This window comes from Micromonospora sp. WMMD736, assembly GCF_049179015.1.
GTDB lineage: Bacteria > Actinomycetota > Actinomycetes > Mycobacteriales > Micromonosporaceae > Micromonospora.
The window spans coordinates 2710270-2735487 of the sequence record NZ_JBMHMI010000001.1 but is presented as its reverse complement, the minus strand read 5'-3'; the positions used below and the strand labels follow the sequence as shown (position 1 = coordinate 2735487).

At 73.3% G+C, this 25218-nt stretch carries 22 protein-coding genes; 15 read left to right on the top strand and 7 right to left on the bottom strand.

Annotated features, from left to right (window positions below; genetic code table 11):
* Positions 1-31 precede the first annotated feature (31 nt).
* The 3 genes from ACN269_RS11595 to ACN269_RS11585 all read left to right on the top strand — a co-directional run bounded on the left by ACN269_RS11595 (position 32) and on the right by ACN269_RS11585 (position 2612).
* Positions 32-1462, top strand: a complete 1431-nt coding sequence (locus ACN269_RS11595; protein WP_421472455.1) for an RNB domain-containing ribonuclease — start codon at positions 32-34, stop codon at positions 1460-1462.
* A 76-nt stretch (positions 1463-1538) separates the two neighbouring features.
* Positions 1539-2237 carry an NADPH-dependent F420 reductase gene (gene npdG, locus ACN269_RS11590; RefSeq protein WP_421472454.1) on the top strand — a complete coding sequence of 233 codons (699 nt, stop codon included), beginning with the start codon at positions 1539-1541 and terminating at the stop codon, positions 2235-2237.
* A gap of 24 nt (positions 2238-2261) precedes the next feature.
* Positions 2262-2612 carry a hypothetical protein gene (locus tag ACN269_RS11585; RefSeq protein ID WP_421472453.1) on the top strand — a complete coding sequence of 117 codons (351 nt, stop codon included), beginning with the start codon at positions 2262-2264 and terminating at the stop codon, positions 2610-2612.
* Positions 2613-2701: 89 nt separating this feature from the next.
* Here ACN269_RS11585 and ACN269_RS11580 read toward each other — a convergent pair whose 3' ends face one another.
* Positions 2702-3952, bottom strand: a complete 1251-nt coding sequence (locus ACN269_RS11580) for a DUF222 domain-containing protein (RefSeq protein ID WP_421472452.1) — start codon at positions 3950-3952, stop codon at positions 2702-2704.
* Between the two features lie 134 nt (positions 3953-4086).
* On the opposite strand from ACN269_RS11580, the gene ACN269_RS11575 reads away from it, so the two are divergent.
* From ACN269_RS11575 to ACN269_RS11565, 3 genes are read left to right on the top strand one after another with little or no spacing between them, the layout of a single operon-like run.
* A complete protein-coding gene (locus ACN269_RS11575) occupies positions 4087-4515 on the top strand; it encodes a hypothetical protein (RefSeq protein ID WP_421472451.1) in 429 nt (142 codons plus the stop codon).
* Entirely contained in the window at positions 4509-4736 is a 228-nt protein-coding gene (locus ACN269_RS11570; protein ID WP_421472450.1) for a helix-turn-helix transcriptional regulator, read from the top strand. Before ACN269_RS11575 ends, ACN269_RS11570 begins: the two co-directional genes overlap by 7 nt.
* Positions 4733-5710 carry an NAD(P)-dependent alcohol dehydrogenase gene (locus ACN269_RS11565; RefSeq protein WP_421472449.1) on the top strand — a complete coding sequence of 326 codons (978 nt, stop codon included), beginning with the start codon at positions 4733-4735 and terminating at the stop codon, positions 5708-5710. The genes ACN269_RS11570 and ACN269_RS11565 overlap by 4 nt, the downstream gene beginning before the upstream one ends.
* 119 nt (positions 5711-5829) lie before the next feature.
* Here the strand turns inward: ACN269_RS11565 and panB are convergent, their stop codons facing one another.
* Positions 5830-6675: a 3-methyl-2-oxobutanoate hydroxymethyltransferase gene (gene panB / locus ACN269_RS11560; protein WP_421472448.1), complete on the bottom strand. Its 846-nt coding sequence runs from the start codon at positions 6673-6675 to the stop codon at positions 5830-5832.
* Between the two features lie 186 nt (positions 6676-6861).
* Complete coding sequence (locus ACN269_RS11555; protein WP_421472447.1) at positions 6862-8619, bottom strand: NAD+ synthase; 1758 nt, start codon at positions 8617-8619, stop codon at positions 6862-6864.
* A 237-nt stretch (positions 8620-8856) separates the two neighbouring features.
* On the opposite strand from ACN269_RS11555, the gene glnA reads away from it, so the two are divergent.
* From glnA to ACN269_RS11530, 5 genes are all read left to right on the top strand, one after another.
* Complete coding sequence (gene glnA / locus ACN269_RS11550; RefSeq protein ID WP_421472446.1) at positions 8857-10206, top strand: type I glutamate--ammonia ligase; 1350 nt, start codon at positions 8857-8859, stop codon at positions 10204-10206.
* A gap of 99 nt (positions 10207-10305) precedes the next feature.
* Positions 10306-10731, top strand: a complete 426-nt coding sequence (locus ACN269_RS11545) for a DUF350 domain-containing protein (RefSeq protein ID WP_421472445.1) — start codon at positions 10306-10308, stop codon at positions 10729-10731.
* A 50-nt stretch (positions 10732-10781) separates the two neighbouring features.
* Positions 10782-11474: a helix-turn-helix transcriptional regulator gene (locus ACN269_RS11540; protein ID WP_421472444.1), complete on the top strand. Its 693-nt coding sequence runs from the start codon at positions 10782-10784 to the stop codon at positions 11472-11474.
* A gap of 66 nt (positions 11475-11540) precedes the next feature.
* Entirely contained in the window at positions 11541-14882 is a 3342-nt protein-coding gene (locus tag ACN269_RS11535; protein WP_421472443.1) for an NACHT domain-containing protein, read from the top strand.
* A 92-nt stretch (positions 14883-14974) separates the two neighbouring features.
* Complete coding sequence (locus tag ACN269_RS11530) at positions 14975-15349, top strand: VOC family protein (RefSeq protein WP_421472442.1); 375 nt, start codon at positions 14975-14977, stop codon at positions 15347-15349.
* Here ACN269_RS11530 and ACN269_RS11525 read toward each other — a convergent pair.
* Both ACN269_RS11525 and ACN269_RS11520 read right to left on the bottom strand, forming a co-directional pair.
* Positions 15310-15525 carry a hypothetical protein gene (locus ACN269_RS11525; RefSeq protein WP_421472441.1) on the bottom strand — a complete coding sequence of 72 codons (216 nt, stop codon included), beginning with the start codon at positions 15523-15525 and terminating at the stop codon, positions 15310-15312. The genes ACN269_RS11530 and ACN269_RS11525 overlap by 40 nt on opposite strands.
* A gap of 158 nt (positions 15526-15683) precedes the next feature.
* Positions 15684-16160, bottom strand: coding sequence for a hypothetical protein (locus ACN269_RS11520; protein WP_421472440.1), 477 nt, complete (start codon positions 16158-16160; stop codon positions 15684-15686).
* A gap of 178 nt (positions 16161-16338) precedes the next feature.
* Here ACN269_RS11520 and ACN269_RS11515 point away from each other — a divergent pair, with 178 nt between their 5' ends.
* A complete protein-coding gene (locus ACN269_RS11515) occupies positions 16339-17217 on the top strand; it encodes a virginiamycin B lyase family protein (protein WP_421472439.1) in 879 nt (292 codons plus the stop codon).
* Between the two features lie 69 nt (positions 17218-17286).
* On the opposite strand, the gene ACN269_RS11510 is transcribed toward ACN269_RS11515, so the two are convergent.
* Positions 17287-18219: a S66 peptidase family protein gene (locus ACN269_RS11510; RefSeq protein ID WP_421476290.1), complete on the bottom strand. Its 933-nt coding sequence runs from the start codon at positions 18217-18219 to the stop codon at positions 17287-17289.
* Positions 18220-18324: 105 nt separating this feature from the next.
* Between ACN269_RS11510 and ACN269_RS11505 the strand changes: the two genes are divergently transcribed.
* Together ACN269_RS11505 and ACN269_RS11500 are read left to right on the top strand one after the other, a co-directional pair.
* The gene (locus ACN269_RS11505; protein WP_421472438.1) at positions 18325-19095 is read left to right on the top strand and encodes a type 1 glutamine amidotransferase; all 771 of its coding nucleotides are present in this window, start codon (positions 18325-18327) and stop codon (positions 19093-19095) included.
* Complete coding sequence (locus ACN269_RS11500) at positions 19092-22175, top strand: bifunctional [glutamine synthetase] adenylyltransferase/[glutamine synthetase]-adenylyl-L-tyrosine phosphorylase (protein ID WP_421472437.1); 3084 nt, start codon at positions 19092-19094, stop codon at positions 22173-22175. The genes ACN269_RS11505 and ACN269_RS11500 overlap by 4 nt, the downstream gene beginning before the upstream one ends.
* 5 nt (positions 22176-22180) lie before the next feature.
* Here ACN269_RS11500 and ACN269_RS11495 read toward each other — a convergent pair whose 3' ends face one another.
* A complete protein-coding gene (locus ACN269_RS11495) occupies positions 22181-23764 on the bottom strand; it encodes a hypothetical protein (RefSeq protein ID WP_421472436.1) in 1584 nt (527 codons plus the stop codon).
* A gap of 44 nt (positions 23765-23808) precedes the next feature.
* On the opposite strand from ACN269_RS11495, the gene mptB reads away from it, so the two are divergent.
* Positions 23809-25209 (top strand): polyprenol phosphomannose-dependent alpha 1,6 mannosyltransferase MptB, encoded by a 1401-nt coding sequence (gene mptB / locus ACN269_RS11490; protein WP_421472435.1) that lies wholly within the window; start codon positions 23809-23811, stop codon positions 25207-25209.
* Positions 25210-25218 lie beyond the last annotated feature (9 nt).

Genomic DNA, 25218 nt, shown 5'->3' with positions numbered 1-25218 from the left:
GGATCACCGGCGGCGCTGTCAGGATTGACCCGTGGTCATCCGACGCGTACTCGCCCCCCGCATCGACTTCGGCGCGCTGCGCCGCGAGCTCGGCCTGCCCGAGAGCTTCCCCGAGGCCGCCCAGCGGGAGGCCGACGCGGCGGCTGCCGCGCCGCCCCGACCGGCCGTCGACCGCACCGACATACCGTTCGTCACGCTCGACCCGGCCACCTCCCGTGACCTGGACCAGGCGATGCACCTGGCCCGCCGGCCGGGCGGTGGTTACCGCGTGCGGTACGCCATCGCGGACGTCGCCGCGCACGTCCGGCCCGGCGGCGCGCTTGAGGAGGAGACCTGGCGGCGGGGGCAGACGGTCTACCTGCCCGACGGCAACGTTCCGCTGCACCCGGTGACGCTCAGCGAGGGCGCGGCGAGCCTGCTGCCCGACGACGACCGCGCCGCCGTGGTGTGGACCATCGACCTGGACGCCGACGGCGGCACGGTCGCCGTCGGGCTGGAGCGCGCCATGGTCCGTAGTCGGGCCAAGCTCGACTACACCGGTATGCAGGCGGCGGCCGACGCCGGTCGACTGCCCGAGCCGATCGCGCTGCTGCCCGAGATCGGCGACCGGCTGACCGCCCGTGGGCTGCGCCGGGGAGCCATCAACCTGCCGCTGCCCGAGCAGGACGTGGAGCCCGACGGCGACGGCTGGCGGCTGGTGCTGCGCGGGCCGGTGCCCATGGAGGAGCACAACGCGCAGATCTCGCTGCTGACCGGGATGGCCGCCGCCGACATCATGCTGGCCGGCGGGATCGGCCTGCTGCGGACGATGCCCCCGCCGAAGCCGGAGGCGGTGCAACGTCTGCGGGCGGCCGCCGCCCCGCTGGGCGTGCGCTGGCCGGACGGCGCGAGCCCCGGCGAGGTCATCGCCGGTCTGGACGCCGCGCAGCCACGTGCCGCCGCGTTCATCGACCAGTCGGCCGAGTTGATGCGCGGCGCCGCGTACACCGCCTTCGACGGCAGCCGCCCGGAGCAGCCGGAACACGGCGGGGTCGCGGCCGCGTACGCCCATGTCACGGCGCCGTTGCGGCGCCTGGCCGACCGGTACGCCACCGAGGTCTGCCTGGCCCTGCACGCGGGCCGGGAGGTGCCCGACTGGGCCCGCGCCGCGCTGCCCCGGCTGCCCGAGGTGATGGCCAGCACCGACCGCACCGCCTCGGCGGCCAGCCGGGGCGCGGTCGAACTGGCCGAGGCGGTGCTCCTCGAACACCGGGTGGGGAAGACCTTCGACGCGGCGGTGCTCGACGTCGACGCTCCGCCCAACGGCAAGTCCCGGCCGCGTCCGTCCGGCGGAACCGTGGCCCTGGACGCCCCGCCGGTCCGCAGCCGCTGCCTCGGCGAGCTGCCCCTCGGCGAACGGGTCCGCGTCCGCCTGGTCACCGCCGACCCGGCGACCCGCACAGTGCTGTTCGAGCTGGCCTGAGTCGTCAGGCGTCGGGTCGCGTGGGTCACAGAGGCTGGCGACTCTGGCGCGCCCAGCGGTTTGCGAGGATGAGTCCATGGCATATGACGCGAGCACGCTGCCCGACGTTTCCGGGCTGACGGTCGGCATCATCGGCGGCACCGGCGACCAGGGCCGCGGCCTCGCCTATCGACTCGCCCGTGCCGGCCAGACGGTGCTGATCGGCTCCCGGTCCGCCGAGCGGGCCGCCGAATCCGCCGCCGAGATCGCCGCGCTGCCCCGGATGCCGGCCGACGTCCGCATCAGCGGCGCGGCCAACGAGGAGGTGGCCCGCCGCAGCGACGTGGTGATCATCGCGGTGCCGTGGGACGGGCACGCGGCCACCGTCGCCGCCCTCGCGGAGCCGCTGGCCGGCACGATCGTCGTCGACTGCGTCAACCCGCTGGGCTTCGACAAGCAGGGGCCGTACGCGCTGACCGTGGACGAGGGCAGCGCCGTCCAGCAGGCCGCCGCGCTGCTGCCCGACTCCCGCGTCTGCGCCGCGTTCAACCACGTGAGCGCCCCACTGCTGGCCGACCCGGAGGTCGACCGGATCGACCTCGACGTGCTGATCTGCACCGAGGACCGGGAACTCGTCGACATCGTGGGGGCGCTCGCCGCCCGGATCCCCGGCATGCGCGGCATCTACGCCGGTCGGCTGCGCAACGCCCACCAGATCGAGGCGTTCACCGCGAACCTGATCGCCATCAACAAGCGCTACAAGGCCCACGCCGGCATCCGCGTCACCGACCTCTGAGGGTCCCCTGCGGGATGATGGGGCGTGACCGATGCTGACGCGGTGTTGCGGATCGTGGATCTCCGCGAAGCGTGCTCGATGTTGTTGGATGCGGCGGAGAGCCGATTCGGTCCGCAGATCCAGCTGTCCCAGCTCGACGTCGACCACTACTGGAACGTGGACCTGGGGGCGGCGTTTCGGCTGGTCGAGCGGCCCGAGTTGGAGATCGACTGCGGGCAGAGCAGTGACGATGTCGCTGAGCTGACGAGCCTCCTGCGGCGGCGTGGTCCCGAGGGCTCCGTGTCGCTGTGGCACGACCTTTCGCACGTGAGCGGGCTGCTGCGGCTGCTGGCGTACCTCGACCTGCCCGACACCCGCGAGGTGCGCGAGAAGTAGGCCCGCGTCATCACCGGCACCCCGTGCTGGCGCAGCCGGCTTTTGTCACCAGGGATCCATCCGCGCGGGTGGGTCGCCCTCGGACGGGGTCAGGTTCGTCGGTGGTACTGGTTGCGGCGGGGGAGCTGTTCCGGGTCGAGCCAGGCGGGTGGGACGAATTCCGGGTGGCCGTCGCCGCCCAGGCGGACGGCCCACTCGCCACGGTGGAGGTGGCGGTGGTGGTGGCCGCAGAGGAGCACGGAGTTGGTCAGGCTGGTGTGGCCGCCGTCGGCCCAGTGGCGGATGTGGTGGGCGTCGCACCAGCGGGGTGGCCGGTCGCAGCCGGGGAAGGCGCAGCCTCGGTCGCGGAGCACCAGGGCGCGGCGCAGAGGGCCGGTGACGAGTCGTCGTTGCCGGCCCACGTCGAGTGTCTGGCCGCTGCTGCCGAGTACGGCGGGCAGGATCGCCGCGTCGCAGGCGAGTCGCCGTACGGTCTCGGCGGTGAGCCCGAGGCCGGTGTCGAGGGTGCCCGCGCCGAGCTGCCCAACCAGGCCGTCGAAGCTGGTGGTGACCACGAGCTGAGGCGGCTCCCCGCCGTGCTCGGGCAGCTCGCCGGTGCGCAGGGCGAGTCGGCAGAGGTCGCCGAGGGCGTCGTGCCGCCGTTGCCCGGGTGACCGCCGGTCGTCCTGCCCGGCGGGTGCGGTCAGCGGGTCGATGGCGGTGCGGAGCAGGCCGGCGGTCTCCGCGTCGAGGGTGCCGCTCAACCGCAGCCGGCCGTCGGTCAGCTCGGACAGGGTGAGATGACGATCCCGGGTGGCGCGGCGGGCTTCGGCGTCGAGGGCGGCCTTGGCGGCGGCATCGGCGACCTCGGGAGCGACGTGGTCGAGGATGCGGGTGCCGAGCTTGCGCAGCAGGCTCGGGTCGAACTGACCGGCCCAGTCGACGAGGACGCCGATCGCTCTGGTGGCGACCTCGGCGCCGGCGGCGGCCCGCACGGTGTCGACCGTGTCCGCGATGACGCGGGCCTGCTCCAGGCTGACGTCCCCGTCGGCCAGCGCCCGGCGGACCTCGGGAGCGCCCGCGTCGAGGGCGGAGGCGGACTCGACCAGCCGGCGGGCCGCGGGAACGGTCAGCCGTAGGCGGTCGCGCAGCCACACCGCCGTCGACGACGCGCCCTGCGCCCGGGCGATGCCCCGGCCGTCCAACTCGCGCACCAGGGCCAGCTTGACGGCCGCGAGCTGCTGCTCGAGCCGGTGCGCGGCGTCGAGCGCGGCCACCAGGTCATGCTCCGCGAGGGCCCAGACGGGCGCGGCGGCGGACACCGCCACCGCGCCCCGCGCCTGCGCCAACTCGTCGATCACACCCCGAGATTAGAACAGGTGTACGACAGAACCAGTGGTCGTGATCAATTCCGTCGTGTAAAACTTTCTAGACATGATGTCAAAGACGCCATACTGTGAGCGTGTCAATAATTCTTTACACGTAGGAGGCCGCTGTGACACACGAGGAGAAGCGCGCCTGGATCATGCTGGTGGTCAGCGTGGTGGGCTACGCCGTCTACGCCGCCGTCGTCCTGAACCGGGCCGACGGCGGCCCGCTCACCGCCACCCCGTACGCCATGGCTCTGCTGTGGACGGTCGGCGGAGCCATCGTCGCGAGCATCGTGGCCGAAATCGCGATGGGTGTGGTCAACCCGGGCGCCTCCCGGGCCAAGGACGTCCGTGACCGCGAGATCGGACGGCTCGGTGACCACGTCGGCCAGGCGTTCGTGGCCATCGGCGCGTTGTCGGCGATGCTGATGGCGCTGGCCGAGTGGGACTGGTTCTGGATCGCCAACGTCATCTACCTGTGCTTCGTCCTGTCGGCGGCGGTCGGCTCGCTGGCCAAGGTGATCGTCTACCGCAAGGGTGTCCCGCAGTGGTGAAGCCGACCCGTGTCACGAACAACATCCGCGCGCTGCGCTTCGCGCACGGCGAGATGACCCAGGCCGAGCTCGCCGAGCGGATCGGCGTGACCCGGCAGACCGTCATCGCCATCGAGCAGAGTCGCTATTCGCCGTCGCTGGAGATGGCGTTCAAGATCGCGCGTCTGTTCAACGCACGTCTCGACGACGTCTTCCAGTACCCCGAGGAGACGACACCATGAAGGCCATCGTCCAGGACAACTACGGCCCGGCCGACGTGCTGCACCTGCGCGACATCGACCAACCGACCGTGCGGGACGACGAGGTCCTCGTCCAGGTCCGCGCCGCCGCGGTCGACCCCGGAGTGTGGATCTTCATGACCGGTCGCCCCTACCTGGCGCGGCTGGCCGCAGGGCTGCGCCGGCCCCGGGTTCCGGTGCGCGGCCGGGACCTGGCCGGGGTGGTGGTCGCGGTCGGTGCTCGGGTGACCCGGTTCCGGCCCGGCGACGAGGTGTTCGGCACCTGCCTGCGCGGCTCGTACGCCGAGTTCGCGAGCACGCCGGAGCGGCGGCTGGCCCGCAAACCGGCACACCTGTCGTTCGCGCAGGCCGCCGCGGCGCCGGTCTCCGGGATGACGGCGCTGCGTGCGGTCCGCGACAGCGGGGCGGTGGGCCCGGGGCACCGCGTGCTGGTCATCGGCGCGTCCGGCGGTGTCGGGTCGCACGCCGTACAGATCGCCAAGGCGTACGGGGCAACGGTCACCGCCGTCTGCGCACCGGCCAGGGCCGCGTTCGTACGCGGCCTCGGCGCCGACGACGTGCTCGACTACACCAGCGAGGAGGTCGACAGCCGTGGCCCGATCCACGACGTGGTCATCGACACCGGCGGCGATCGGCCGATCTCTCTCCTGCGCCGCGCCCTCACCGCACACGGAACACTGGCGCTGGTCGGCGGCAGTTACACCAAGGGTCCCGTGCTCAGCGGCTACGGCCGGCAGATGTTCCGGGCGCCGCTGCTGTCGGTGTTCGTCGGTCAACGGCTGCGCAGCGTGAGCGCGGTCGAGCGCACCAGGGACCTGGAGGAGCTGGGAGACCTCATCGAGTCGGGGGCGCTCACTCCGGCGGTCGACCACGCCTATCCGCTGGCCCAGGCGGCGGACGCGATCCGCCACCTCCGGCATGGGCACCCGGCGGGGAAGATCGTCGTCACCATGTGACCCCGGCGGGTCTCGTGCGTGCCCGATCAGGCGTGCGGAGTTCCGTCGCGGCCCGGGCGAACAGCGGCCCGGGCGACGGGGGTGGACGCGGCCCCCGCCAGCCCAGGCCACCGGACCAACTAGAAGGTGTGCTCGGCGGCGGGGAACTCGCCGCCGCGGACCTCGTCGGCGAAGCGGCGGGTGGCGTCGGTGAGGACATCCGCGAGGTCCGCGTACCGCTTCACGAAGCGTGGCGCCTTACCGGTGCGCAGGCCGGCCATGTCCTGCCAGACGAGCACCTGGGCGTCGGTGTCCGGGCCGGCGCCGATGCCGACGGTGGGGATGGACAGTTCGTGGGTGATCTGCTTGGCCACCGCGCCCGGCACCATCTCCAGCACCACCGCGAAGGCGCCCGCCTCGGCCACCGCCCGCGCGTCGGCCAGCACCTCGTCGGCCGTGTCGCCCCGCCCCTGCACCCGGTAGCCGCCCAGGGTGTGTTCGCTCTGCGGGGTGAAGCCGATGTGCGCCATCACCGGGATACCGGCGCCGACGATCGCGGCGATCTGCGCGGCGCAGCGCCGGCCGCCCTCCAGCTTCACCGCGTGGCAGCCGCCCTCCTTCATGAACCGGACGGCGGTACGCAGCGCCTGGGCCGGGCCCTCCTCGTACGAGCCGAACGGCAGGTCACCGACGACGAGGGTCTGCTTCGTCGAGCGCACCACGGCGCGTACCAGCGGCAACAGGTCGTCGGCAGTGATCGGCAGGGTCGTCTCGTAGCCGAACACGTTGTTCGCCGCCGAATCACCGACCAGCAGCACCGGTACGCCGGCCCGGTCGAAGATCCCCGCCGTGTACTGGTCGTACGAGGTGAGCATCGGCCACCGTTCGCCGCGCTCCTTGGCGGCGATCAGGTCGCGGGTGCGGACCCGACGGGTGGCCGGTCCGCCGTACAGCGCGGTCACCTCGTGCGGAGTGGACTCGATCATGATTTTCTCCCTTCCTCGAGGCCGCCTGCGCGGTCCCCGGGCTCCGCCGATCGTCGCACCGCGCGACGGCCCGGCGGCAGGGCCCAGTGGAAGATGTCACTCCGCCACCCGAGCTCGCCGTGCTGCGGCCCGCCGGTAGGCCGCCGGGCCGCAGCACGGCCCGGCAACCCCAGCGGGGTACGAGGCTCAGCCGTGCTCGCGCCACCGGTTCGTGATCGGCAGCCGCCGGTCCCGGCCGAACGCCTTCATGGAGATCTTCGTGCCCGGCGCGGACTGGCGTCGCTTGTACTCGGCGGTATCCACCAGCCGCAGCACCTTGTCGACCACGGCCGGGTCGTGGCCCGACTCGACCAGCCCGTCGCGGCCCAGGTCGCCGTCGACGTAGCCGATGAGGATCGGGTCCAGCACGTCGTAGTCGGGCAGCGAGTCGCTGTCGAGCTGGCCCGGGCTCAGCTCGGCGCTCGGCGGCTTGCCGATCGAGTTCTCCGGGATCGGGGCGGTCTCGCCGCGGCGGGCCGCGTCCGCGTTGCGCCACTTCGCCAGACGCCACACCAGCGTCTTCCAGACGTCCTTGATCGGGTTGAAGCCGCCCACCGAGTCGCCGTACAGGGTGGAGTAGCCGACCGCCAGCTCGCTCTTGTTGCCGGTGGTCAGCACGAGGTGGCCCTCCTGGTTCGACAGCGCCATGAGGATGACACCGCGTACCCGGGCCTGGAGGTTTTCCACGGCGATCCCGGACAGCGACAGGTTCGCCAGGAAGGCGTCCACCATCGGCTGGATCGGCTCGACGCGGTAGTCGAGCCCGGTGCGTTTGGCCAGGTCGGCGGCGTCCTCCCGGGAGTGCTCGGAGGAGTGCTGGCTGGGCAGCGACACGCCGACCACCCGGTCCGGGCCGAGCGCGTCGACGGCGAGGGCGGCCACCACCGCCGAGTCGATGCCGCCGGAGAGGCCGAGCACCACCGACGAGAATCGGTTCTTGTTGACGTAGTCGCGCAGGCCGAGCACCAGCGCGTGCCAGACCTCGGCCTCGTCGGCGACCGGCTCGATCAGCCCGCCGGTGACGGCCGGGCCGGTCGGCGCGGGCGGGATGCCGTCCACCGTGTGGTGCGCCACCCGCATGCCGTCCGCGACGCCGTCGTTGCCCGGGTTCCCGGTGGCGGCCGGCAGCTCGACGTCGTGCACGAGCAGGTGCTCGACGAACTGCGGGGCGCGGGTGAGCAGCTCGCCGTCGGGGGTGACGATCATGGAGTCGCCCTCGAAGACCAGCTCGTCCTGGCCGCCGATCATGTTCACGTACGCGATGGTGGCGTTCGCCTCGGCCGCCCGGCGGCGGACCAGCGGCAGCCGGATGTCGTCCTTGTTCAACTCGTACGGCGAGCCGTTGATGTTGACCACGAGGCCGACGCCCGCCTGCCGGGCGGCGGCGAACGGCCCGCCGGCCTGCCACAGGTCCTCGCAGATGGTCAGCGCGACGTCCACCCCGCCGATCCGCACGACGGTCAACTCGTCGCCGGAGACGAAGTAGCGGTCCTCGTCGAAGACGCCGTAGTTGGGCAGGTGGTGCTTGAAGTAGCGGGCGATCACCTCGCCCCCGTGCAGCAGCGCGGCCGCGTTGCGGGCGCCCCGTCCCGGCTCGGCGTCCCCGCTGACCTGCGGCGGCCCGTCGGCGTCCAGGTAGCCGACCACGACCGGCAGGCCACCGAGACCATCGCTGGCGAGGTCGGCGGCGAGCTGCCGCAGGGCGGCCTGGGACGCGGCGACGAAGGAGCGCCGGAAGACCAGGTCCTCGACCGGGTAGCCGGTCAGCATCATCTCCGGGAAGAGCACCAGCTGGGCGCCGGCGGTGGCGGCCTGGCGGGTCCAGCTGCGGACCAGGTCGGCGTTGCCGGCGAGGTCACCGACGCTCGGGTTGACCTGGGACAGGGCGAGACGCAGGGTGGGCATGCCCCCATCTTGCCCCAGCTGCGCCGGACCAATCCGTACCCTCGGACGAGACGGCGGCCACGCGCGGACGCCGCGCGGACGCCGTGCCGCATCGGTACCGCTCGCCGGGCGGGACACGAGGGGACGGGCGGCGGCGGTTCGCGTAACGTCTGCGTAACCAGGCCCGGGAACACTGGGCGGTCAGGTCGGGCGCAGCCCGGCCAAGGCGGACAAAGAGTGTCGCGAGGGGTTGGGGAAGTGGACCGTCAGCAGGAGTTCGTCCTCCGTACGCTGGAAGAGCGGGACATCCGGTTCGTCCGGCTGTGGTTCACGGACGTGCTGGGCACGCTCAAGAGCGTCTCGGTGGCGCCCGCGGAGTTGGAAGCGGCCTTCGAGGAAGGCATCGGCTTCGACGGCTCGGCGATCGAGGGCTTCGCGCGCGTCTTCGAATCGGACATGGTCGCGATGCCCGACCCGACCACCTTCCAGGTCTTCCCGTTCGAGGGTGGGGTCAGCGGCGAGAGCGCCCGGATGTTCTGCGACATCCTGCTGCCCGACGGCGGCCCCTCCTGGGCCGACCCGCGGCACGTGCTGCGCCGCGCGCTGTCCAAGGCGGCCGAGAAGGGCTTCACCTTCTACACCCACCCCGAGATCGAGTTCTTCCTGCTGGAGAACGGTCCGCAGGACGGCTCGGTGCCCACCCCGGTCGACACCGGCGGCTACTTCGAGCACACCACCCACGCCGTGGCCCGCGACTTCCGCCGCCAGGGCGTGCTGGCGCTGGAGCGCATCGGCATCTCGGTGGAGTTCAGCCACCACGAGGTCGCGCCCGGCCAGCAGGAGATCGACCTGCGGTACGCCGACGCGCTGACCACCGCCGACAACATCATGACCTTCCGGCACGTGGTCAAGGAGGTCGCGCTCTCCACCGGCGTGCAGGCCAGCTTCATGCCGAAGCCGTTCACCGACCAGCCCGGCAGCGGCATGCACACCCACCTGTCGCTGTTCGAGGGCGAGCGCAACGCCTTCCACGACGGTGGCGACCCGATGAAGCTCTCCAAGGTGGCGAAGTCGTTCATCGCCGGCCTGCTGATGCACGCCCGGGAGTACACGGCGGTCACCAACCAGTGGGTCAACTCGTACAAGCGGCTCTTCCCGCAGCACCTGCCCGACCGGATCACCGAGAGCCCGGCGTACGTCTGCTGGGGTCACCTGAACCGGTCCGCGCTGGTCCGGGTGCCCGCGTACGGCAAGCCGAACTCGGCCCGGGTCGAGGTCCGCTCGCTGGACTCGGCGACCAACCCGTACCTCGCCTTCGCGGTGCTGCTCGGCGCCGGCCTCAAGGGCATCGAGGAGGGCTACGAGCTGCCGCCGGGGGCCGAGGACGACGTCTGGTCGCTGAGCAGCGCCGAGCGCCGCGCGATGGGGTACGAGGCGCTGCCGGAGAACCTCGCCGAGGCGATCGACGTGATGGCGGAGTCCGAACTGGTCGCCGAGGTGCTGGGCGAGCACGTCTTCGACTTCTTCCTGCGCAACAAGCGGGCCGAGTGGGAGCAGTACCGCCGCGAGGTCACCCCGTACGAGCGGCAGCGTTACCTGGCGCTGTAGGCAGGGCGTCGGCGCGGGGCTGACGCGCTTGCCCGCTGCCGCTATCGTCTCGATCACCGTGCCGGTACCCCTTCCGGGCGGAGAATCGGGAGGCAGTCGGTGCTGGAGGACCTGCTCAGCGGTGCCTGGCAGAGCGTCGTGTTCGGGATCGTGGGCGTCGGGCTCATGGCGGCCGGCTTCGGGCTCGTCGACCTGCTGACCCCGGGGAGGTTGCGGGACCTGATCTGGGTCGAGCGCAACACCAACGCGGGGCTGCTGCTCGCCGCCAACCAGCTCGGCATCGCCGGCATCGTCTTCACGGCGATCCTGACCAGCTACAGCGACTTCGCCAAGGGGCTCGCCTCGACCGTGCTGTTCGGGCTGGTCGGGCTGGCCATCATGGCGCTGGCCTTCGTCGTGCTGGATCTGCTCACCCCGGGCAAGCTCGGTGAGGTCATCTGCTCGTCCGAGCCGCACCCGGCGGCCCGGGTCAGCGCCGCCACGCACTTCGGTGCCGCCCTGATCGTCTGCGCCTGCATCGCCTGAGCCCGCACGGCTGAGCGCGGGCGTCGTACCCCGGTCGTAGCGTGCCGGGCATGAACCGTACGGACCGCCTCTACGCCCTGGTCGAGGAGCTGCGGGCGGTGTCGCCACGGCCGCGCAGCGCGCGCTGGCTGGCCGTCCGCTTCGAGGTGAGCAGCCGGACCATCGAACGGGACATCGGCGCGCTCCAGCAGGCCGGGGTGCCGATCTGGGCCGAGTCGGGGCGTACCGGCGGTTACGTCCTGGACCGCGCCCACACCCTGCCGCCGGTCAACCTGACCGCCGCCGAGGCGGTCGCGATGGCCGTGGCGCTGCACCGGCTCGCCGGCTCGCCGTTCGCCGGTCCGGGCGCCACCGCGCTGCGCAAGCTGCTGGCGGTGCTGCCGGCCGCCGACGCCGCCGAGGCACACCGGCTCGCCGGCCGGGTGCACCTGATCGGCGAGGGGCCGGCCACGCCCGTCCCGGCCACCGTCGCCCACGCGGTCGCCGCGCGGCGGGTGCTGCGCATCCGGTACGCCGACCGCGACGGCGTCGACTCGCTCCGGGACGTCGAGCCGCTGGGCTACCTCGGCAACTCCCACCACTGGTACCTGGTGGCGTGGTGCCGGCTGCGTGACGAGGTGCGCTGTTTCCGTACCGACCGCATCCGCGACGTCGAGGCCCGGCCAGAGCGGGTGGCCCGGGAACTCCGCCTGGCGGACCTGGACATCCCGCACGAGCGGGTTCGCGCGTTGAGTCTGGTCTGAAATCCGACAGCACGCGGCGCGGGAATCCGGAACGCTGGCAGGTCTGCCGTTCCGGGGGAGGACCGCGTGCCCGACACGCTCAGCTACGCCGACGCCGTCCGTCTGCTCGGCGGGGAGAAGAGCCGGTTCGTCACCTGGTTCGACAAGCTGACGGGCTGGTCACTGCTGGGTGCGTCGGCTGGTGGCGTGCCGGGAGCCCTGGGCATCTTCGACGCCAAGGCGGAGTTCGTCCGGCTCGGCTACGAACTCGTCCGCACCGTCTCCGAACAACGCTCCGGGTTGTCCCGGTACGGCCGGACGCAGCGTCTGGAGGCGGCGCACGCGGTGATCGCGGTGACCGCCTTCTTCGAGGCGCTGCGCGACGTCGACCTACCCCTGGACGCGGCCGAACTGGGGTTGGAGAAGCGGGAGCAGTTGGTGCTCGGCGGTGCCGGGTCGGTCGGCGACGCGGTGGTGGAATCGTTCTTCGGCACGGCGGCGCCGCTGCCGGGGCCGCATCTGCCGTACCCGGCGCTGCGCGGGTCCCTCGCCACGTACTACGACGGTCTCGCCACCCGGCTGCTGACCTTCGTCGAAGGCCTGGCCATCTGGGATCAGGCGGACCACCAGCTGCGCAGCAGATTCGCGCTGGCGCTGTCCCAGCTCCCGGAGGCGGCCGTGGGACGCCACCGCGACCTGTTGACCCGGTTGGCGGAGGACTTCTTCGAGGTCAACTTCTGGCTCGGGTTGCAGGAGCACGAGGCGACTCGTCAGCAGCTTCAGGCGATCTCGGTCGGGCTGGAGGAGATGCGCCGGACGTTGGTCGCCATGTCCACCGGCCGCGATCCCACCGACCGGCGGGCTGGTCTTGCCGCTGCGTACGCCGCCGACCTGCGGCGGCCGATCGTCGCGTCGGGGGAGATACCGGCGGGGTTGCGCATGCCGACGCTCGGTGAGGCGTACGTGCCGCCCTTGTGCCGAATCGCCGAGTTGGGTGCCGGTGCGCGTCCGAGTGACGAGAGCTGGTGGCAGGGTCACCCGCTCCGCGACGACCTGTGGCAGTCGCTCGTGGTGCATCTGACCTCGCCCGGCGCGACGACGGCACCATTGCTCGTGCTCGGTCAGCCCGGTTCGGGCAAGTCGGTGCTCACCCGGATTCTCGCCGCCCAGCTACCCGCCGCCGACTTCCTGGTGATCCGGGTGGTGCTGCGCGAGGTGTACGCGGCCGGTGACCTGCAAGATCAGATCGAACAGGCGGTGCGCGCGGCGACCGGCGAGCGGCTCACCTGGCCCGAACTGGTCCGGTCGGCCGGTGACGCCATGCCGGTCGTGTTGCTCGACGGGTTCGACGAACTGCTCCAGGCGACTGGTGCCAGCCAGACCGACTACCTGCGGAGGGTGGCGTCGTTCCAACGTCGTGAGGCGGATCAGGGACGCTCGGTCGCGGTGCTCGTCACCACCCGGACGAGCGTCGCCGACCGCGCCCAGCCGCCGCCCGGCGCGGTCGCGGTGCTGCTGGAGCCGTTCGACACGACCAGGATCGGCACCTGGGTCGCCACCTGGAACCGGGTCAACGCCGAGGTCTTCCGGGCCTCGGGCACCGGCGGGTTGGACCCGGACGTGGTGCGGGCGCACCTGGAACTCGCTGAGCAGCCGCTGCTCCTGCTGATGCTCGCTCTGTACGACGCGGACGGGCACGACCTCCGCTCGGCTGGCGCGCTGGGGCGCGGCGAGTTGTACGAACGGCTGCTGACCCGGTTCGCCAACCGGGAGGTCCTGAAGCAGTCCGCCGGCTTGTCGGAACGAGACCTGGCCCGGGCCACCGAGGAGGAACTGCGCCGGCTCTCGGTGGTCGCCTTCAGCATGTTCAACCGGGGCGTGCAGTGGGTGAGCGAGGACGATCTCGAAACCGACCTGGCCGCGCTGCCGTTCCTCGGACGGAGGGCCCCGACGATCCGCCAGGACGAGCGGGCCTCGTTGAGCGCCGCCGAGATCGTGCTGGGAAGGTTCTTCTTCGTCCACCGGTCCACCGCGGTGCGCGAGCACGGGCCCGCGCACACCTACGAGTTCCTGCACGCGACCTTCGGCGAGTTCCTCATCGCCCGCACTGCCACGCTCGTCCTGCACGACCTGGTCATGCGTGCGGCCGCAACCCTGCTCGACGACACGCCCGTCGACGATGAGCCGCTGTACGCGTTGCTCTCGTTCGCCGTGCTCTCCAACCGGGCGCCGGTGGTCGCCTTCGTGGCCGAGGCGCTGACGACGTGGCCCGCCGAGCACCGGGCCGACGCTCTGGACCTGCTGCTGCGGCTGTTCGGGCTGGCATCCGAACCGCGTCCGGCGGGCCGGTACGAGGCGTACCGGCCGCGCCGGTCACCGCTGCCGGAGCGCTGCGCGGTGTACGCCGCCAATCTGCTGCTACTCGCCCTGTGTATCCGGAACCTGCCGTGCGACGAAATGTTCCCGTCCAGTACGGACCCCGTGGGGAGCTGGCGGCGGCAGGCGTTGCAGTGGCGGGCCCACCTGGACGACGCCGCCTACCTCGGTCTGCTGACCCTCGTCCAGCCGATCCGGCACTGGCAGGAAGGTCTTCCTCAGCTCACCCTGTCACTGAGCCACGGCCGCGAGCCGGCGCCGTTGCAACCCCATCCCCGCTGGCACTTTCGCGGCCGGCGGAACAGAGCCTCCGTGGCTGACGGGGTGCACGCTTACTTCACCAGTGTCAATCTGGACCTGTGGCAGCGAAGCGTCCACTTCGAGTGCGACCCGGACGGCGAGGCGGTGCTGCACGGCATGGAGCCGGCGGCCATATTCAGCAAGACACCACGGCGCTTCGGCGCCTTCGAATACTTCCTGGCCTTTTCGGACGGTGACCGCTCGGACGCTCGGCTGTTGCTCGATCTCGCCCTCCTGCCACTTCATCGCACCCCGCTGCCCGAGCGGGAGCGGGTGTACCGGCGGACGCTCGCGAGTCTCGGACCGCCGGATCCGGAGTCGCCGGGCCCGGACCTGGCCGCTTTCCTGCTCGACCGGCTGGCCCTCGACACCGAGCTGTCGTCCGCGTTCGTCGCCGACGTCCTCTCGGAGCTCGACGAACGGGACCCGTTCATGGGACAGACCGCCGAGGCGGTCAGGTGCGTGCTCGCCTTCCTGGGCCGCGACGAGCAGGTCAACGCCAGGTGGGTAGCGCTCGTCGGCGACCTGCTTGCCAGTGCTCGGGGCAGCGCGGCCGGCGGGGGACGTCCGCTCGAGTGGCTGGACGAGCAGACCTGCGAGCTGGTGGTGCGGATGTACGAGCTGGAGCTGTACACCGAGCCGATCTCGGCGGCCGAGGCGCAGCACTTCAGCTCCCGGCACGGTACCCGCCGGCCCGACCTGGTCCGCCGGCTGCGGATGATCGCGGACGAGCCGTCCGATCCGACGGACTAGCCCGGAAACACCGACAGGACGGTGTCGCGGACGACCTCGAGACTGCACCGGAAGCCGGCCGAACGGCTGGCACGGAAAGACCTGGAGGCAGCATGTCCGCGACGCCCATCACCTGGTTCGAGATCGGCACCGACCGGCCGGAGGAGGCGGAGCGCTTCTACGGTGACCTGTTCGGCTGGACCTTCACCGAGGAGGGCGGGGCCGGCGGCTCCTACCGCACGACCGGGGCCGGAGGCGACACCGGGATCGGTGGGGCGATCCGGGCGACCGACGGCTCGACGCCGAACTACACGATCTTCTACGCCGAGGTCACCGACGTGGCGGAGACCTGCCGGCGGGCCGAGGCGGCCGGTGGTCAGGTGCTCGTGCCGCCCCGGACCACGCCGACCGGGCTCACGCTGGCCCGGCTGATCGACCCGACCGGCAATCACCTGGGCGTGTTCGCGTCCCCACCCGCGCAGAGCTGACGCCGGCGAGGGGTGCGGCGCCACGGGCCGACCGCCGCGATCAGTGACCGGGCGACCAGGAACGAGCCGGCACGCCCGTCGACCTGGACGCCGTCGCCGGCCGGTGCCCTGCGGCCTTCCAGCGGCATGATCGACTCCAGATCGCCGATGTGGCGGTGTCCGAGTGCGATGGACACCGCCACATCGGCGAAACGGAGTCGATCAAGAGGCAGACCTGGCGCTGGTCGCGGGCCGGGCCGCGCCGTCCGGGCTTGCGGCGCTGATCAACTCGACGTCGGGGAAGTCGGGGTGTCCGGGGCTGCCGGACACCCCGACTTCAGGAAAGCCGAGTGGATCAGGCCGGGCCGCGCTGTCCGGCGGGGCCGGCCGGGCCGCCGTGGCCGAGCGGGCCGCGGTGGCCGCCCGGGAAGCCGCCGCCCGGGAAGACGCCGGCCTCGACGGCCTTGGTGATGGCGTCGGCCTGCTCCTGGGTGAGCTTGCCGTCCTTGACCGCCTGGTCCAGCCGCTCCTTGAGCGCGGCCTTGCGATCCTCGGGTGAGTGTCGCTGCGGCCGGTCGGCCGGCCGGTGCTGCTCGCGGATCTTCTCCAGGGCGGCGGTCACCTTGTCGGTGGGCACGCCCAACTCCTTGGCCAACTCCTCGGCGAACCGGCCCTGCCGGTCGGATTTGGCACCGGGCGCCGGGGCGGCGCTGGCGCTCGGCGTCGGCGAGTCGGCGGCGAAGGCGATCGTCGGGGCCGCGATCCCGACGCCGAGGACGCCGGCGGCGGCCAGACCGGCCAGCAGGTGCTTCCTGCGGATGGTGCGGGACATGCTCTCCTCCAGAAGGCTCGGTGATGCGCGATGTCGTCACCGACAGTGACCGGTCAGCCTGGGTGCGACCCGTGGCGAACCTGTCAGCGCGCTGACAATTGGAGGCAAAAATCGGTTGTCTCGTCGCTTGTCGGGCGTTCAGGGTCGGTCCACCGCCAACGAAGGGACGTATGCCGAGATGAGAGTCGAGATCCGGGAGATCCCGCTCGTCGAGCCGGGCGTCGGCCCGTACGGCATCACGGTCGGGCCCGACGGCGCGCTGTGGCTGACGCTGGTCCACGGCGGCGGCATCGCCCGCCTGGACGCGGACGGACCGGTCCGGACCTACCCGCTGGAACCTGCCGGTGCCCGTCCGTTGATCATCACGACGGGTCCGGACGGAGCGCTCTGGTTCACCCGCTCCGGTGACGACCGGATCGGTCGGATCACCGTCGACGGCCAGCAGCGCACGATCGCCCTGCCGCCCGGGACCGGGCCGGGTGGCATCGCGGCCGGACCCGACGGGGCACTCTGGTACGCGGGGATGACCTCCGACACGATCGGCCGGGTCACCACCGACGGCACGGTGACCACCTTTCCGCTGCCGGTCACCGGTGGGTTCCCCTCGATGATCACCGCCGGCGCGGACGATGCCCTCTGGTTCACGCTCAACCGCGCGAACGCCATCGGCCGGATCGCCCTGGACGGCGCGGTGACGCTGTACCCGCTGCCGACCTCCGACGCCGGGCCGGTCGGCATCGCCCTCGGCCCCGACGGCACCATCTGGTTCGTCGAGATCACCGCCGGTCAGCTCGGACGGATCACGCCGGACGGCGTGATCGTCGAGGTTCCGCTGCCGGACCGGGCCGCGCGCCCGCACGCGATCGTGGCCGATCCGGCGGGTGGGGCCTGGTTCACCGAGTGGGGCGCCAACCGGATCGGCCACCTCGATCCCAGCGGACGATTCGAGAGTTACGCCCTACCCACCCCGCAGTCCGAACCCCACGGCATCGTCCACACCCAAGACGGAGTCTGGGCAGCCCTGGAAACCGGCGCCCTAGCCCACCTACCCCACTGACCCATACCCCTGCGCCCATCCGCCCCCGGCCCGTCCGGCCCGGCGGGCTCGGGTTGGGGTGGGCGTGGGTTACTGGACGGCGGGGGCGGCGGTCAGGGTGTTGGTTTCGGTGTCCAGGAGTGCTTCGGTGCCTACCGGAACGGTCAGCTGGTTGTGGCCGTGGCCGATGGAAAGGCCGCCGAGGACCGGTACGCCCAGGTCGCCGAGGCGTTCGGTGAGGACGTCGACGATCGTGGTGTCCCAGCCGTCGCCGCAGTCGGTGAACTGCCCGACCGCGACCCCGGCCAGCCCGTCCAGCGCGCCGGCCCGGCGGAGCTGGGTGAGCATCCGGTCGACCTTGTACGGGGGCTCCTGCACGTCCTCGATCAACAGCACCGCGCCGGTCAGGTCGGGCAGGTCCGGTGTGCCGATCGACGCGGCCAGCAGGCACAGGTTGCCGCCGAGCAGGGTGCCGGTGGCGCGGCCCGGGACGCGGACGTCGAAGGTCTCCTCGGTGGGTACCGCCTCGACGGTCACCGGCTCGGTGGTCATCAGCGCCGCGTGCAGGGACTCGGCGGAGCGCAGCGGCGTCCGCTCGTCCCGCCAGGCAGCCCCGGGGCCGTGTACGCCGGCCAGTCGGGCGGCCCGCCACAGGGCCAGCTGCAACGCGGTGATGTCCGAGAAGCCGGCCACCACCTTCGGGTCGCGGCGCACCGCTGCCATGTCGATGGCGTCGACGATCCGTTGGGCGCCGTAGCCGCCCCGGGTGCAGATCACCCCGCGGATCTCGGGGTCGGCGAACGCCGCGTTCAGGTCGGCGGCCCGCAGGTCGTCGGTGCCGGCGAGGTAGCCGTGGCGGGCGTACACGTTCGGGGCCGGTATCGGGCGCAGACCCCAGCTGGTGAGCAGCTCCACGCCGCGGGCCACCCGCTCCGGCGAGGTCGGCCCGGACGGCGAGACGAGCAGCACCGCGTCACCCGGGCGCAGTACGGGCGGGCGGACGGCGACGGTCTCCTGGTTGATCACAACCGCAGAGCCTAACCACCGCGCCGACACGAAGGCCGCAGCCGGTGGCACCGACCCGCGCCGGGGCGTGGCGGAGCGCGCCGCACCCGCTAGCCTCGACGGGTGGCAACCGCGCTGGTGATCGAGAACGACCCGACGGACGACGCGCGCCGGTTGGGTGAGTGGCTGACCGAGGCAGGGCTGGGTTTGTGGGTGGTCCGCCCGCACGCCGGTGAGGAACTTCCCGCCGACCTTGAGGGGTACGCGGCACTGGTGGTGCTGGGTGGCGACCAGCAGGCCTATCCGCTGCCGGACGGCTCCCCGGGGGCGCCCTGGTTCCCGGCCGTAGAAGGGCTGCTGCGCAAGGCGGTCCGGTACCGCGTGCCCACCCTGGCCGTCTGCCTGGGCGCGCAGCTGCTCGCCACGGCGCACGCCGGGCTGGTCGAGCGGAGCCCGTCCGGGCCGGAGATCGGCCCCGCCGTGGTCGGCCGGCGCGACGCCGCCGAGCAGGACCCGCTGTTCCGGTACGTGCCGCTGATCCCGGACGTGCTCCAGTGGCACTCCGACGAGATCACCGAACTGCCCCGGGGCGCCACCCTGCTGGCCGCCTCCACCCGGTACCCGCACCAGGCGTTCCGGCTCGGCGACCGGGCCTGGGGGTTGCAGTTCCACATCGAGTGCGACACCGCGATGATCGCCGACTGGGCCACCGACTCGACCCTGCTCGCCGAGTTGGGCTACGACCCGGAGCTGGTGGTGGCGGCCTGCGACTCGGTGATGGTGGACGTCGAGGAGGTCTGGCAGCCGTTCGCCGCCCGGTTCGCGGCGCTGGCCCTCGGTGAGTTGGACGACAGCACGATCCGGCGCGGCCTGCCGCTGCTCGGGCACGGATGAGCCGGCCGACGAGGGCCCCCGGCCGGCTCGCCCGCTACGGCTTCGGCACCGCCGAGGGCGACGGCGGGGCCCGCGCCGCCGACCTGCTCGGCCCGGACGGGCTGGGTCTGTGGCAGCCGGAGGAGCAGGAGCCGGTCGACGACGCGGCCGGGGAGCTGCTCGCCGCGCTGTCCCGGGCCGCCGACCCGGACCTCGCGCTGCGCCAACTGCACCGCATCGTCGAGGCCGAGAGCCGAACCAGCGCCGCCGGCAGCAGCGCCGCCGGCAGCAGCGCCGCCGGCAGCAGCGCCGCCGGCAGCAGCGCCGCCGGCAGCAGCAGCTCGCCGCTGCTCGCGGAGCTGCACGCCGACCCCGGGCTGCGGCGTCGGCTGATCGCCGTGCTGGGCGCGTCGTCGGCGCTCGGTGACCATCTGGTGGCGAACCCCGAGCACTGTCGGACGCTGCGTACGGCACCGGACGGGCTCGCGCCGATCGCCGACGGTCGGCTGGAACCGGCCGGCGACGGGCACCCGGTGGCGGTGCTGCGTGCCGCGTACCGGCTCTCCCTGCTGCGGATCGCGGCGGCCGACCTCACCGGCGGACGTGCCCTCGAACAGACCATGGCGGCGCTGTCCGCGCTGGCCGACGCGACGCTGGCCGCCGCGTACGAGATCGCCGTCGCCGAGTTGGCGGCCGGCACCGAGCGGCCCCGGCTGGCCGTGGTGGCGATGGGCAAGTGCGGCGGCGGCGAACTGAACTACGTCTCCGACGTGGACGTGATCTTCGTGGCCGCCGAGGACGCCGACCTGCCCGCCGCGACCCAGGTGGCGACCCGGCTGATCTCCGTCTGCGGGATGGTCGCCTGGCCGGTGGACGCCGCCCTGCGGCCCGAGGGCAGTCGCGGCCCGCTGGTGCGTACCCTCGCCAGCCACCTCGCCTACTACCGCCGGTGGGCGCGCACCTGGGAGTTCCAGGCGCTGCTCAAGGCCCGCCCGGCCGCCGGGGACCTGCCGCTGGCCCAGGAGTGGATCGACCAGCTCGCGCCGCTGGTGTGGCGGGCCGCCGAACGCCCCGAGGCGGTCGAGGACGTCCGTGCGATGCGCCGCCGGATCATCGACAACATTCCGCCCAAGGAGCTGGAGCGCGAGATCAAGCGTGGTCCGGGCGGGCTGCGCGACATCGAGTTCGCCGTCCAGCTCCTGCAACTCGTACACGGTCGCGGCGACGAGACACTGCGGGCGCCGGGCACCATTCCGGCGCTGCGCGCGCTGGTCGCCGGAGGCTACGTCGGCCGCGCCGACGGTGAGTCGCTGCTGCGTGGCTACCGCTTCCTGCGCGCCGTCGAGCACCGGCTCCAACTCCAGGCCCTGCGCCGTACGCACACCGTGCCCACCGAGCCGGGCGCGCTGCGCTGGCTGGCCGCCGCGCTGGGTTTCGTGGCCACGCCGGGCCGCAGTGCCGTCGAGAGCTTCCGGGCCGACTGGGTCACCCACGCCACCGAGGTACGACGGCTGCACGCCAAACTGCTCTACCGGCCGCTGCTGGAGTCGGTGGCCCGGGTACCGGCCGACGGGCTCCGGCTCACCCCGGAGGCGGCCCGGCACCGGTTGGAGATCCTCGGCTTCGCCGACCCGGCCGGCGCGCTGCGTCACCTCCAGGCGCTCACCGGCGGGGTGAGCCGTACGGCGGCCATCCAGCGCACCCTGCTGCCGGTGCTGCTGAGCGAGTTCGCCGACGCGCCGGAGCCGGATCGGGGGCTGCTCAACTACCGCAAGGTCTCCGACAAGCTGGGCAGCACCCCCTGGTACCTGCGGCTGCTGCGGGACGGCGGTCCCGTCGCCCGCCGGCTGGCGCGGGTGCTGGCCCTGTCCCGGTACGTCGCCGACCTGCTCGCCCGCGACCCGGAGGCGCTGCGGCTGCTCGCCGAGGAGAACGAGCTGTCACCGCGTCCGCGTCCGGTGCTGCGGGAGGGCTTCCTCGCGGCGGCGGCCCGGCACACCGACCCGGTCGAGGCGACCCGCGCGGTGCGGGCGCTGCGCCGCCGGGAGCTGGTCCGGGTGGCCTGCGCGGACGTGCTCTGCCGAGCCGGCGCGCTCGCACCCACCCCGACCCGGGCGGACGGCACGACGCGGCCGTCACCGGGCCTGGCCGACATCACCGAGGTCGGTACCGCGCTCGCCGACGTCACCGACGCCACCCTGGCCGCCGCGCTGCGGGCCGCGCGGGCCAGCCAGCCGGCCCCGGACGGGCTGCGGTTCGCGGTGATCGGGATGGGCCGGCTCGGCGGGTACGAGTCGAACTACCTCTCCGACGCCGACGTGCTCTTCGTCTACGACCCGCCCGCCGGCAGCAACGAGAGCGCCGCCAGCGCCGCCGCGCACGCCATCGCGGAGGAGCTGCGTCGACTGCTCGGTGTTCCCGCCCCCGATCCGCCGCTCGGGGTCGACGCCGACCTGCGTCCCGAGGGCCGGCAGGGTCCGCTGGTGCGCAGCCTCGCCGCGTACGCCCAGTACTACGCCCGCTGGTCCCGGGTGTGGGAGGCGCAGGCGCTGCTGCGCGCCCGGTTCGTCTGCGGTGACGCCGACCTGGGTGCCGAGTTCGAGGCGATGATCGAGCCGGTGCGCTACCCGGCCGACGGGCTGACCCGCGAGCAGGTCGTCGAGATCCGCCGGATCAAGGCCCGGGTGGAGACCGAGCGGCTGCCGCGCGGGGCCGACCCGGCCACCCACACGAAACTGGGCCGGGGCGGGCTGGCCGACGTCGAGTGGGCCGTCCAACTCGTCCAGCTCCGACACGCGGGCGCGATCCCGGAGCTGCGCGGCACGCGTACCCTCGATGCCCTCGCGGCGGCCGAGCGGGCCGGCCTGGTCGATCCGGCGGACGCCGCGGAGATGGCCGCCGGCTGGTCCCTGGCCGCGCAGGTCCGCAACGCGCTGATGCTGGTCCGGGGCCGGGCCGGCGACCAGCTGCCCCGGCACGGGGTGGAGCTGGCGGGGGTGGTCCGGCTGCTCGGCCGTGACGATCCGGGGGAGTTCCTCGACGAGTACCTGCGCACCGGCCGCCGCTCCCGCGCCGCCGCCCAGCGCGTGCTGGAGGGGTAGGACGGTCAGCCGAGGGTGTATTCGCCGGCCCGGGGGACGGCGACGGTGGTCCAGTCCCCGTCGGCGGCGACCGTCGCGCCACCGGACGCGGTCAGCCAGCGGCTGTGCCGCACGCGGACCGCCACCGGGCCGGCGGCCGGGGCCCGGAAGGTCACCGCGGCGCCGTCCGCGCGGACCAGCTCGGCGGGCGCGGCGACCAGCGGCGTCGGGTCGGCCACCGCCCAGACCCGCCAGTGCGGGCCGGACCAGGCCGGGGTCAGGTACGGCAGACCGCCCTCGACGAGTTCCGCCTCGGCCCGCCCCACCCAGGACAGCGGGGCGTCCGGCACCGCCACGTACTGCACGGCGTTCTCCGCCAGCCAGGCCCGGTAGCTGTCCGGGGTCAGTGGCACGCCGGTGCCGGTCGCGCCGGGCACGGTGGTGAAGAAGAGCGGGTTGCGGTCGATGTCGGCCTGCCGCAGCCAGCCTCGGGCCAGCGGCACCTCACCGAGGCGGGCCGCCTCCCAGTAGTTGCGGGTCGGCGGCACCTCCACCCGGCCGGTGAGCCGCTGCCCGGCCAGGAACGCGCGCAGCGGCGCGTGGTAGCCGGGCGCGCTGGTCGGGTCGCCGATGCCCCGCAGGTCCGCCGGCACCACCGGCGGCTGCCACCCGCAGACGGCCGTCAGCAGCGCGGCCAGGCCGATCCCACCCAGCAGCCGGGCCGGCCCGGACCCGACGGCCGGCCGGCGGGCGAGGCGGGTCGACAGCCAGGCCGGCGGGCGGGCGGCGGCGGCGAGCACCGGCAGCGCGAACATCGTCGCCAGCCGGGTCGCGTTCAGCCCCACCGGCGTGTGCACCAGCGCGGCGACCAGCACCCCGGCGGCGGCCAGCAGCGCGCCGAACCGCACCGGCCGGTACGCCACCAGCGCCGCCACCAGCAGGCTCGTCACCACCGCCCGCACGGTGTCGGTGCGGCTGATGTTCATCCAGCCGCCGTCGCCGAAGAGCACCGCGGTCGCGGCCAGCGGCACGGCCGCCGCGACACCGAGCGCCAGCCCGTCGGCGTACCGGCGGGCCAGCAGCAGCGCCGCGCCCGCCAGGCCGACGAACAGGCCGGCCACCGGGCTCGTCGCCGAGGCCAGCAACGCGCCGGCCGCCGCCAACGCGACCCGACGACCCGGGGGTACGCCCCGCGTCAGCGCGACCAGCGCCGCCAGCCCGAAAGCGACACCCAGGGCGTACGTCACCCGGCCCGAGACCAGGTTGCCGGTCAGCGTGACCACGCCGACCAGGCTGCCCAGCAGCGGGCGCGGCACCGGGCTGCGGACCAGCAGCGCGGCCAGCGCGGTGGCCGACGCCACCAGCGCCAGCGCACCGGTCACCCGCACACCGAGCACCGCCATCACGGGCTGCGACACCAGGCTGTAGCCGAACTGCTGCACCCCGCCGTACCAGCGCAGATCCACCGGGGTGAGGCCGTGGGCGGCGAAGAAGTCGGCGCGGGCGACCTGCGCGGCGAGGTCCGAGCCCATCAGCGGCAGGGCCAGCCAGAGCGCGCCGAGCACGACGGAGCAACCGGCGGCCACCGCCACCACCCGACTGCGCCGCATGCCCACCTCCGTACCGCGACAACCGTACTGGCAGCATGTCCGGCGTGCCTCACCACCTCGCGCGCTGGACCGGACTGGCGGGATCGGCGCTCCTCGCCGTCGCCGCGTTCCTCGGCGGCGCACTGCCCGACTCACCCCTGCGCAGCAACCCGGTCAGCATCTGGCAGGGCCCGAACGGACCGCTGGTGCTCATCGCCTGGCTGGTCGGCACCGCGCTGCTGGCGTACGCCTGGTGGTCGCTGCGCGACGACGTGCCGTCGACCCGCTGGGCGCTGGTCACCGTCGGGCTCTGGCTGCTGCCGCTGCTGATCGCGCCGCCGCTGGCCAGCCGCGACGTCTACGCGTACGCCTGCCAGGGTGCCAGCTACGCCGCCGGGATCAACCCGTACGAGCAGGGCGTCTCCGCGCTGCCCTGCCCGTGGCTGGACACCATCTCGTACATCTGGCGGGACACCCCCGCGCCGTACGGGCCGCTGTTCGTGGTGCTGTCCGGCGCGGTGGTCAAGGCCACCGGCTCGCTGACCGGCGCGATCGTGGTGTTCCGGCTGATCGCCGTGGCGGGGGTCGCGCTGATGGCGGTCAGCCTGCCGGTACTGGCCCGACGGGTGGGCGTACCGGCCTCCCGGGCGGTCTGGCTGACGCTCGCCTGCCCGCTGGTCGCCGTGCACCTGGTCTCCGGCGCGCACAACGACGCCCTGATGGTCGGCCTGCTCGTCGCCGGACTGGCCGTGATCGCCTCCCGGCCCGGACGCCCCGGCCCGCTGCTCGCCGGTGGTGTGCTGCTCGGTCTCGCCGCCGGCATCAAGGTGACGGCGCTGGTCGTGATGCCGTTCGCCGCGCTGGCCGCGATCGTCGGCGGGTACTCGATCCGCGCGCTGATCCGCCACGGTGGCTGGGTGGTCGGCGGCGCGGTCGCCGTCGTGGTCGGGGTGACCTTCGCCGCCGGCCTCGACTTCGGCTGGGTCGGCGGGCTGGCCCGGGGCGGCGACGTGATCGCCTGGACGTCGCCGTCCACGGCGGTCGGGCAGACCATCGGGTACCTGGCGGTGCCCTTCGGCGGGCACGTGGACGCGCTCGCGGTCACCCGGGGGATCGGCATGGCGGTGCTGGCGGTGCTGCTGGTCTGGCTGTGGTGGCGGGCCCGCACCCGGGAACCGCTGTGGTACGCCGCCGTGGCGCTGGCCGCCACGGTCGCCCTCGCCCCGCTGTTCCACCCCTGGTACTGGATCTGGCCCCTCGCGGTGCTCGCCGCCACCGCCCGACGTACCGGCTGGTTCACGGTGGTGGCGCTGGTCGCGTCGTTCCTGGTGCTGCCGGACGGCACCGGGCTGCCCCGGTACACCAAGACGGTCGGTGCGCCGCTGATGACGCTGTTGGTGATCGTGCTGGCCATCCGGTTGGTACGGTCGGCTCGGGCGGCCCGCCAACCGGTCGCCGCCGACTGAGGGAAGGTG

What these genes read in the sequence shown, in the direction of transcription:
- npdG (WP_421472454.1), top strand. Translation starts at nt 1,539, where the DNA reads ATGGCATATGACGCGAGCACGCTGCCCGACGTTTCCGGGCTGACGGTC.
- ACN269_RS11565 (WP_421472449.1), top strand. Translation starts at nt 4,733, where the DNA reads ATGAAGGCCATCGTCCAGGACAACTACGGCCCGGCCGACGTGCTGCAC.
- panB (WP_421472448.1), bottom strand. Translation starts at nt 6,675, where the DNA reads ATGATCGAGTCCACTCCGCACGAGGTGACCGCGCTGTACGGCGGACCG.
- ACN269_RS11555 (WP_421472447.1), bottom strand. Translation starts at nt 8,619, where the DNA reads ATGCCCACCCTGCGTCTCGCCCTGTCCCAGGTCAACCCGAGCGTCGGT.
- ACN269_RS11540 (WP_421472444.1), top strand. Translation starts at nt 10,782, where the DNA reads ATGAACCGTACGGACCGCCTCTACGCCCTGGTCGAGGAGCTGCGGGCG.
- ACN269_RS11530 (WP_421472442.1), top strand. Translation starts at nt 14,975, where the DNA reads ATGTCCGCGACGCCCATCACCTGGTTCGAGATCGGCACCGACCGGCCG.
- ACN269_RS11520 (WP_421472440.1), bottom strand. Translation starts at nt 16,160, where the DNA reads ATGTCCCGCACCATCCGCAGGAAGCACCTGCTGGCCGGTCTGGCCGCC.
- ACN269_RS11515 (WP_421472439.1), top strand. Translation starts at nt 16,339, where the DNA reads ATGAGAGTCGAGATCCGGGAGATCCCGCTCGTCGAGCCGGGCGTCGGC.
- ACN269_RS11500 (WP_421472437.1), top strand. Translation starts at nt 19,092, where the DNA reads ATGAGCCGGCCGACGAGGGCCCCCGGCCGGCTCGCCCGCTACGGCTTC.
- ACN269_RS11495 (WP_421472436.1), bottom strand. Translation starts at nt 23,764, where the DNA reads ATGCGGCGCAGTCGGGTGGTGGCGGTGGCCGCCGGTTGCTCCGTCGTG.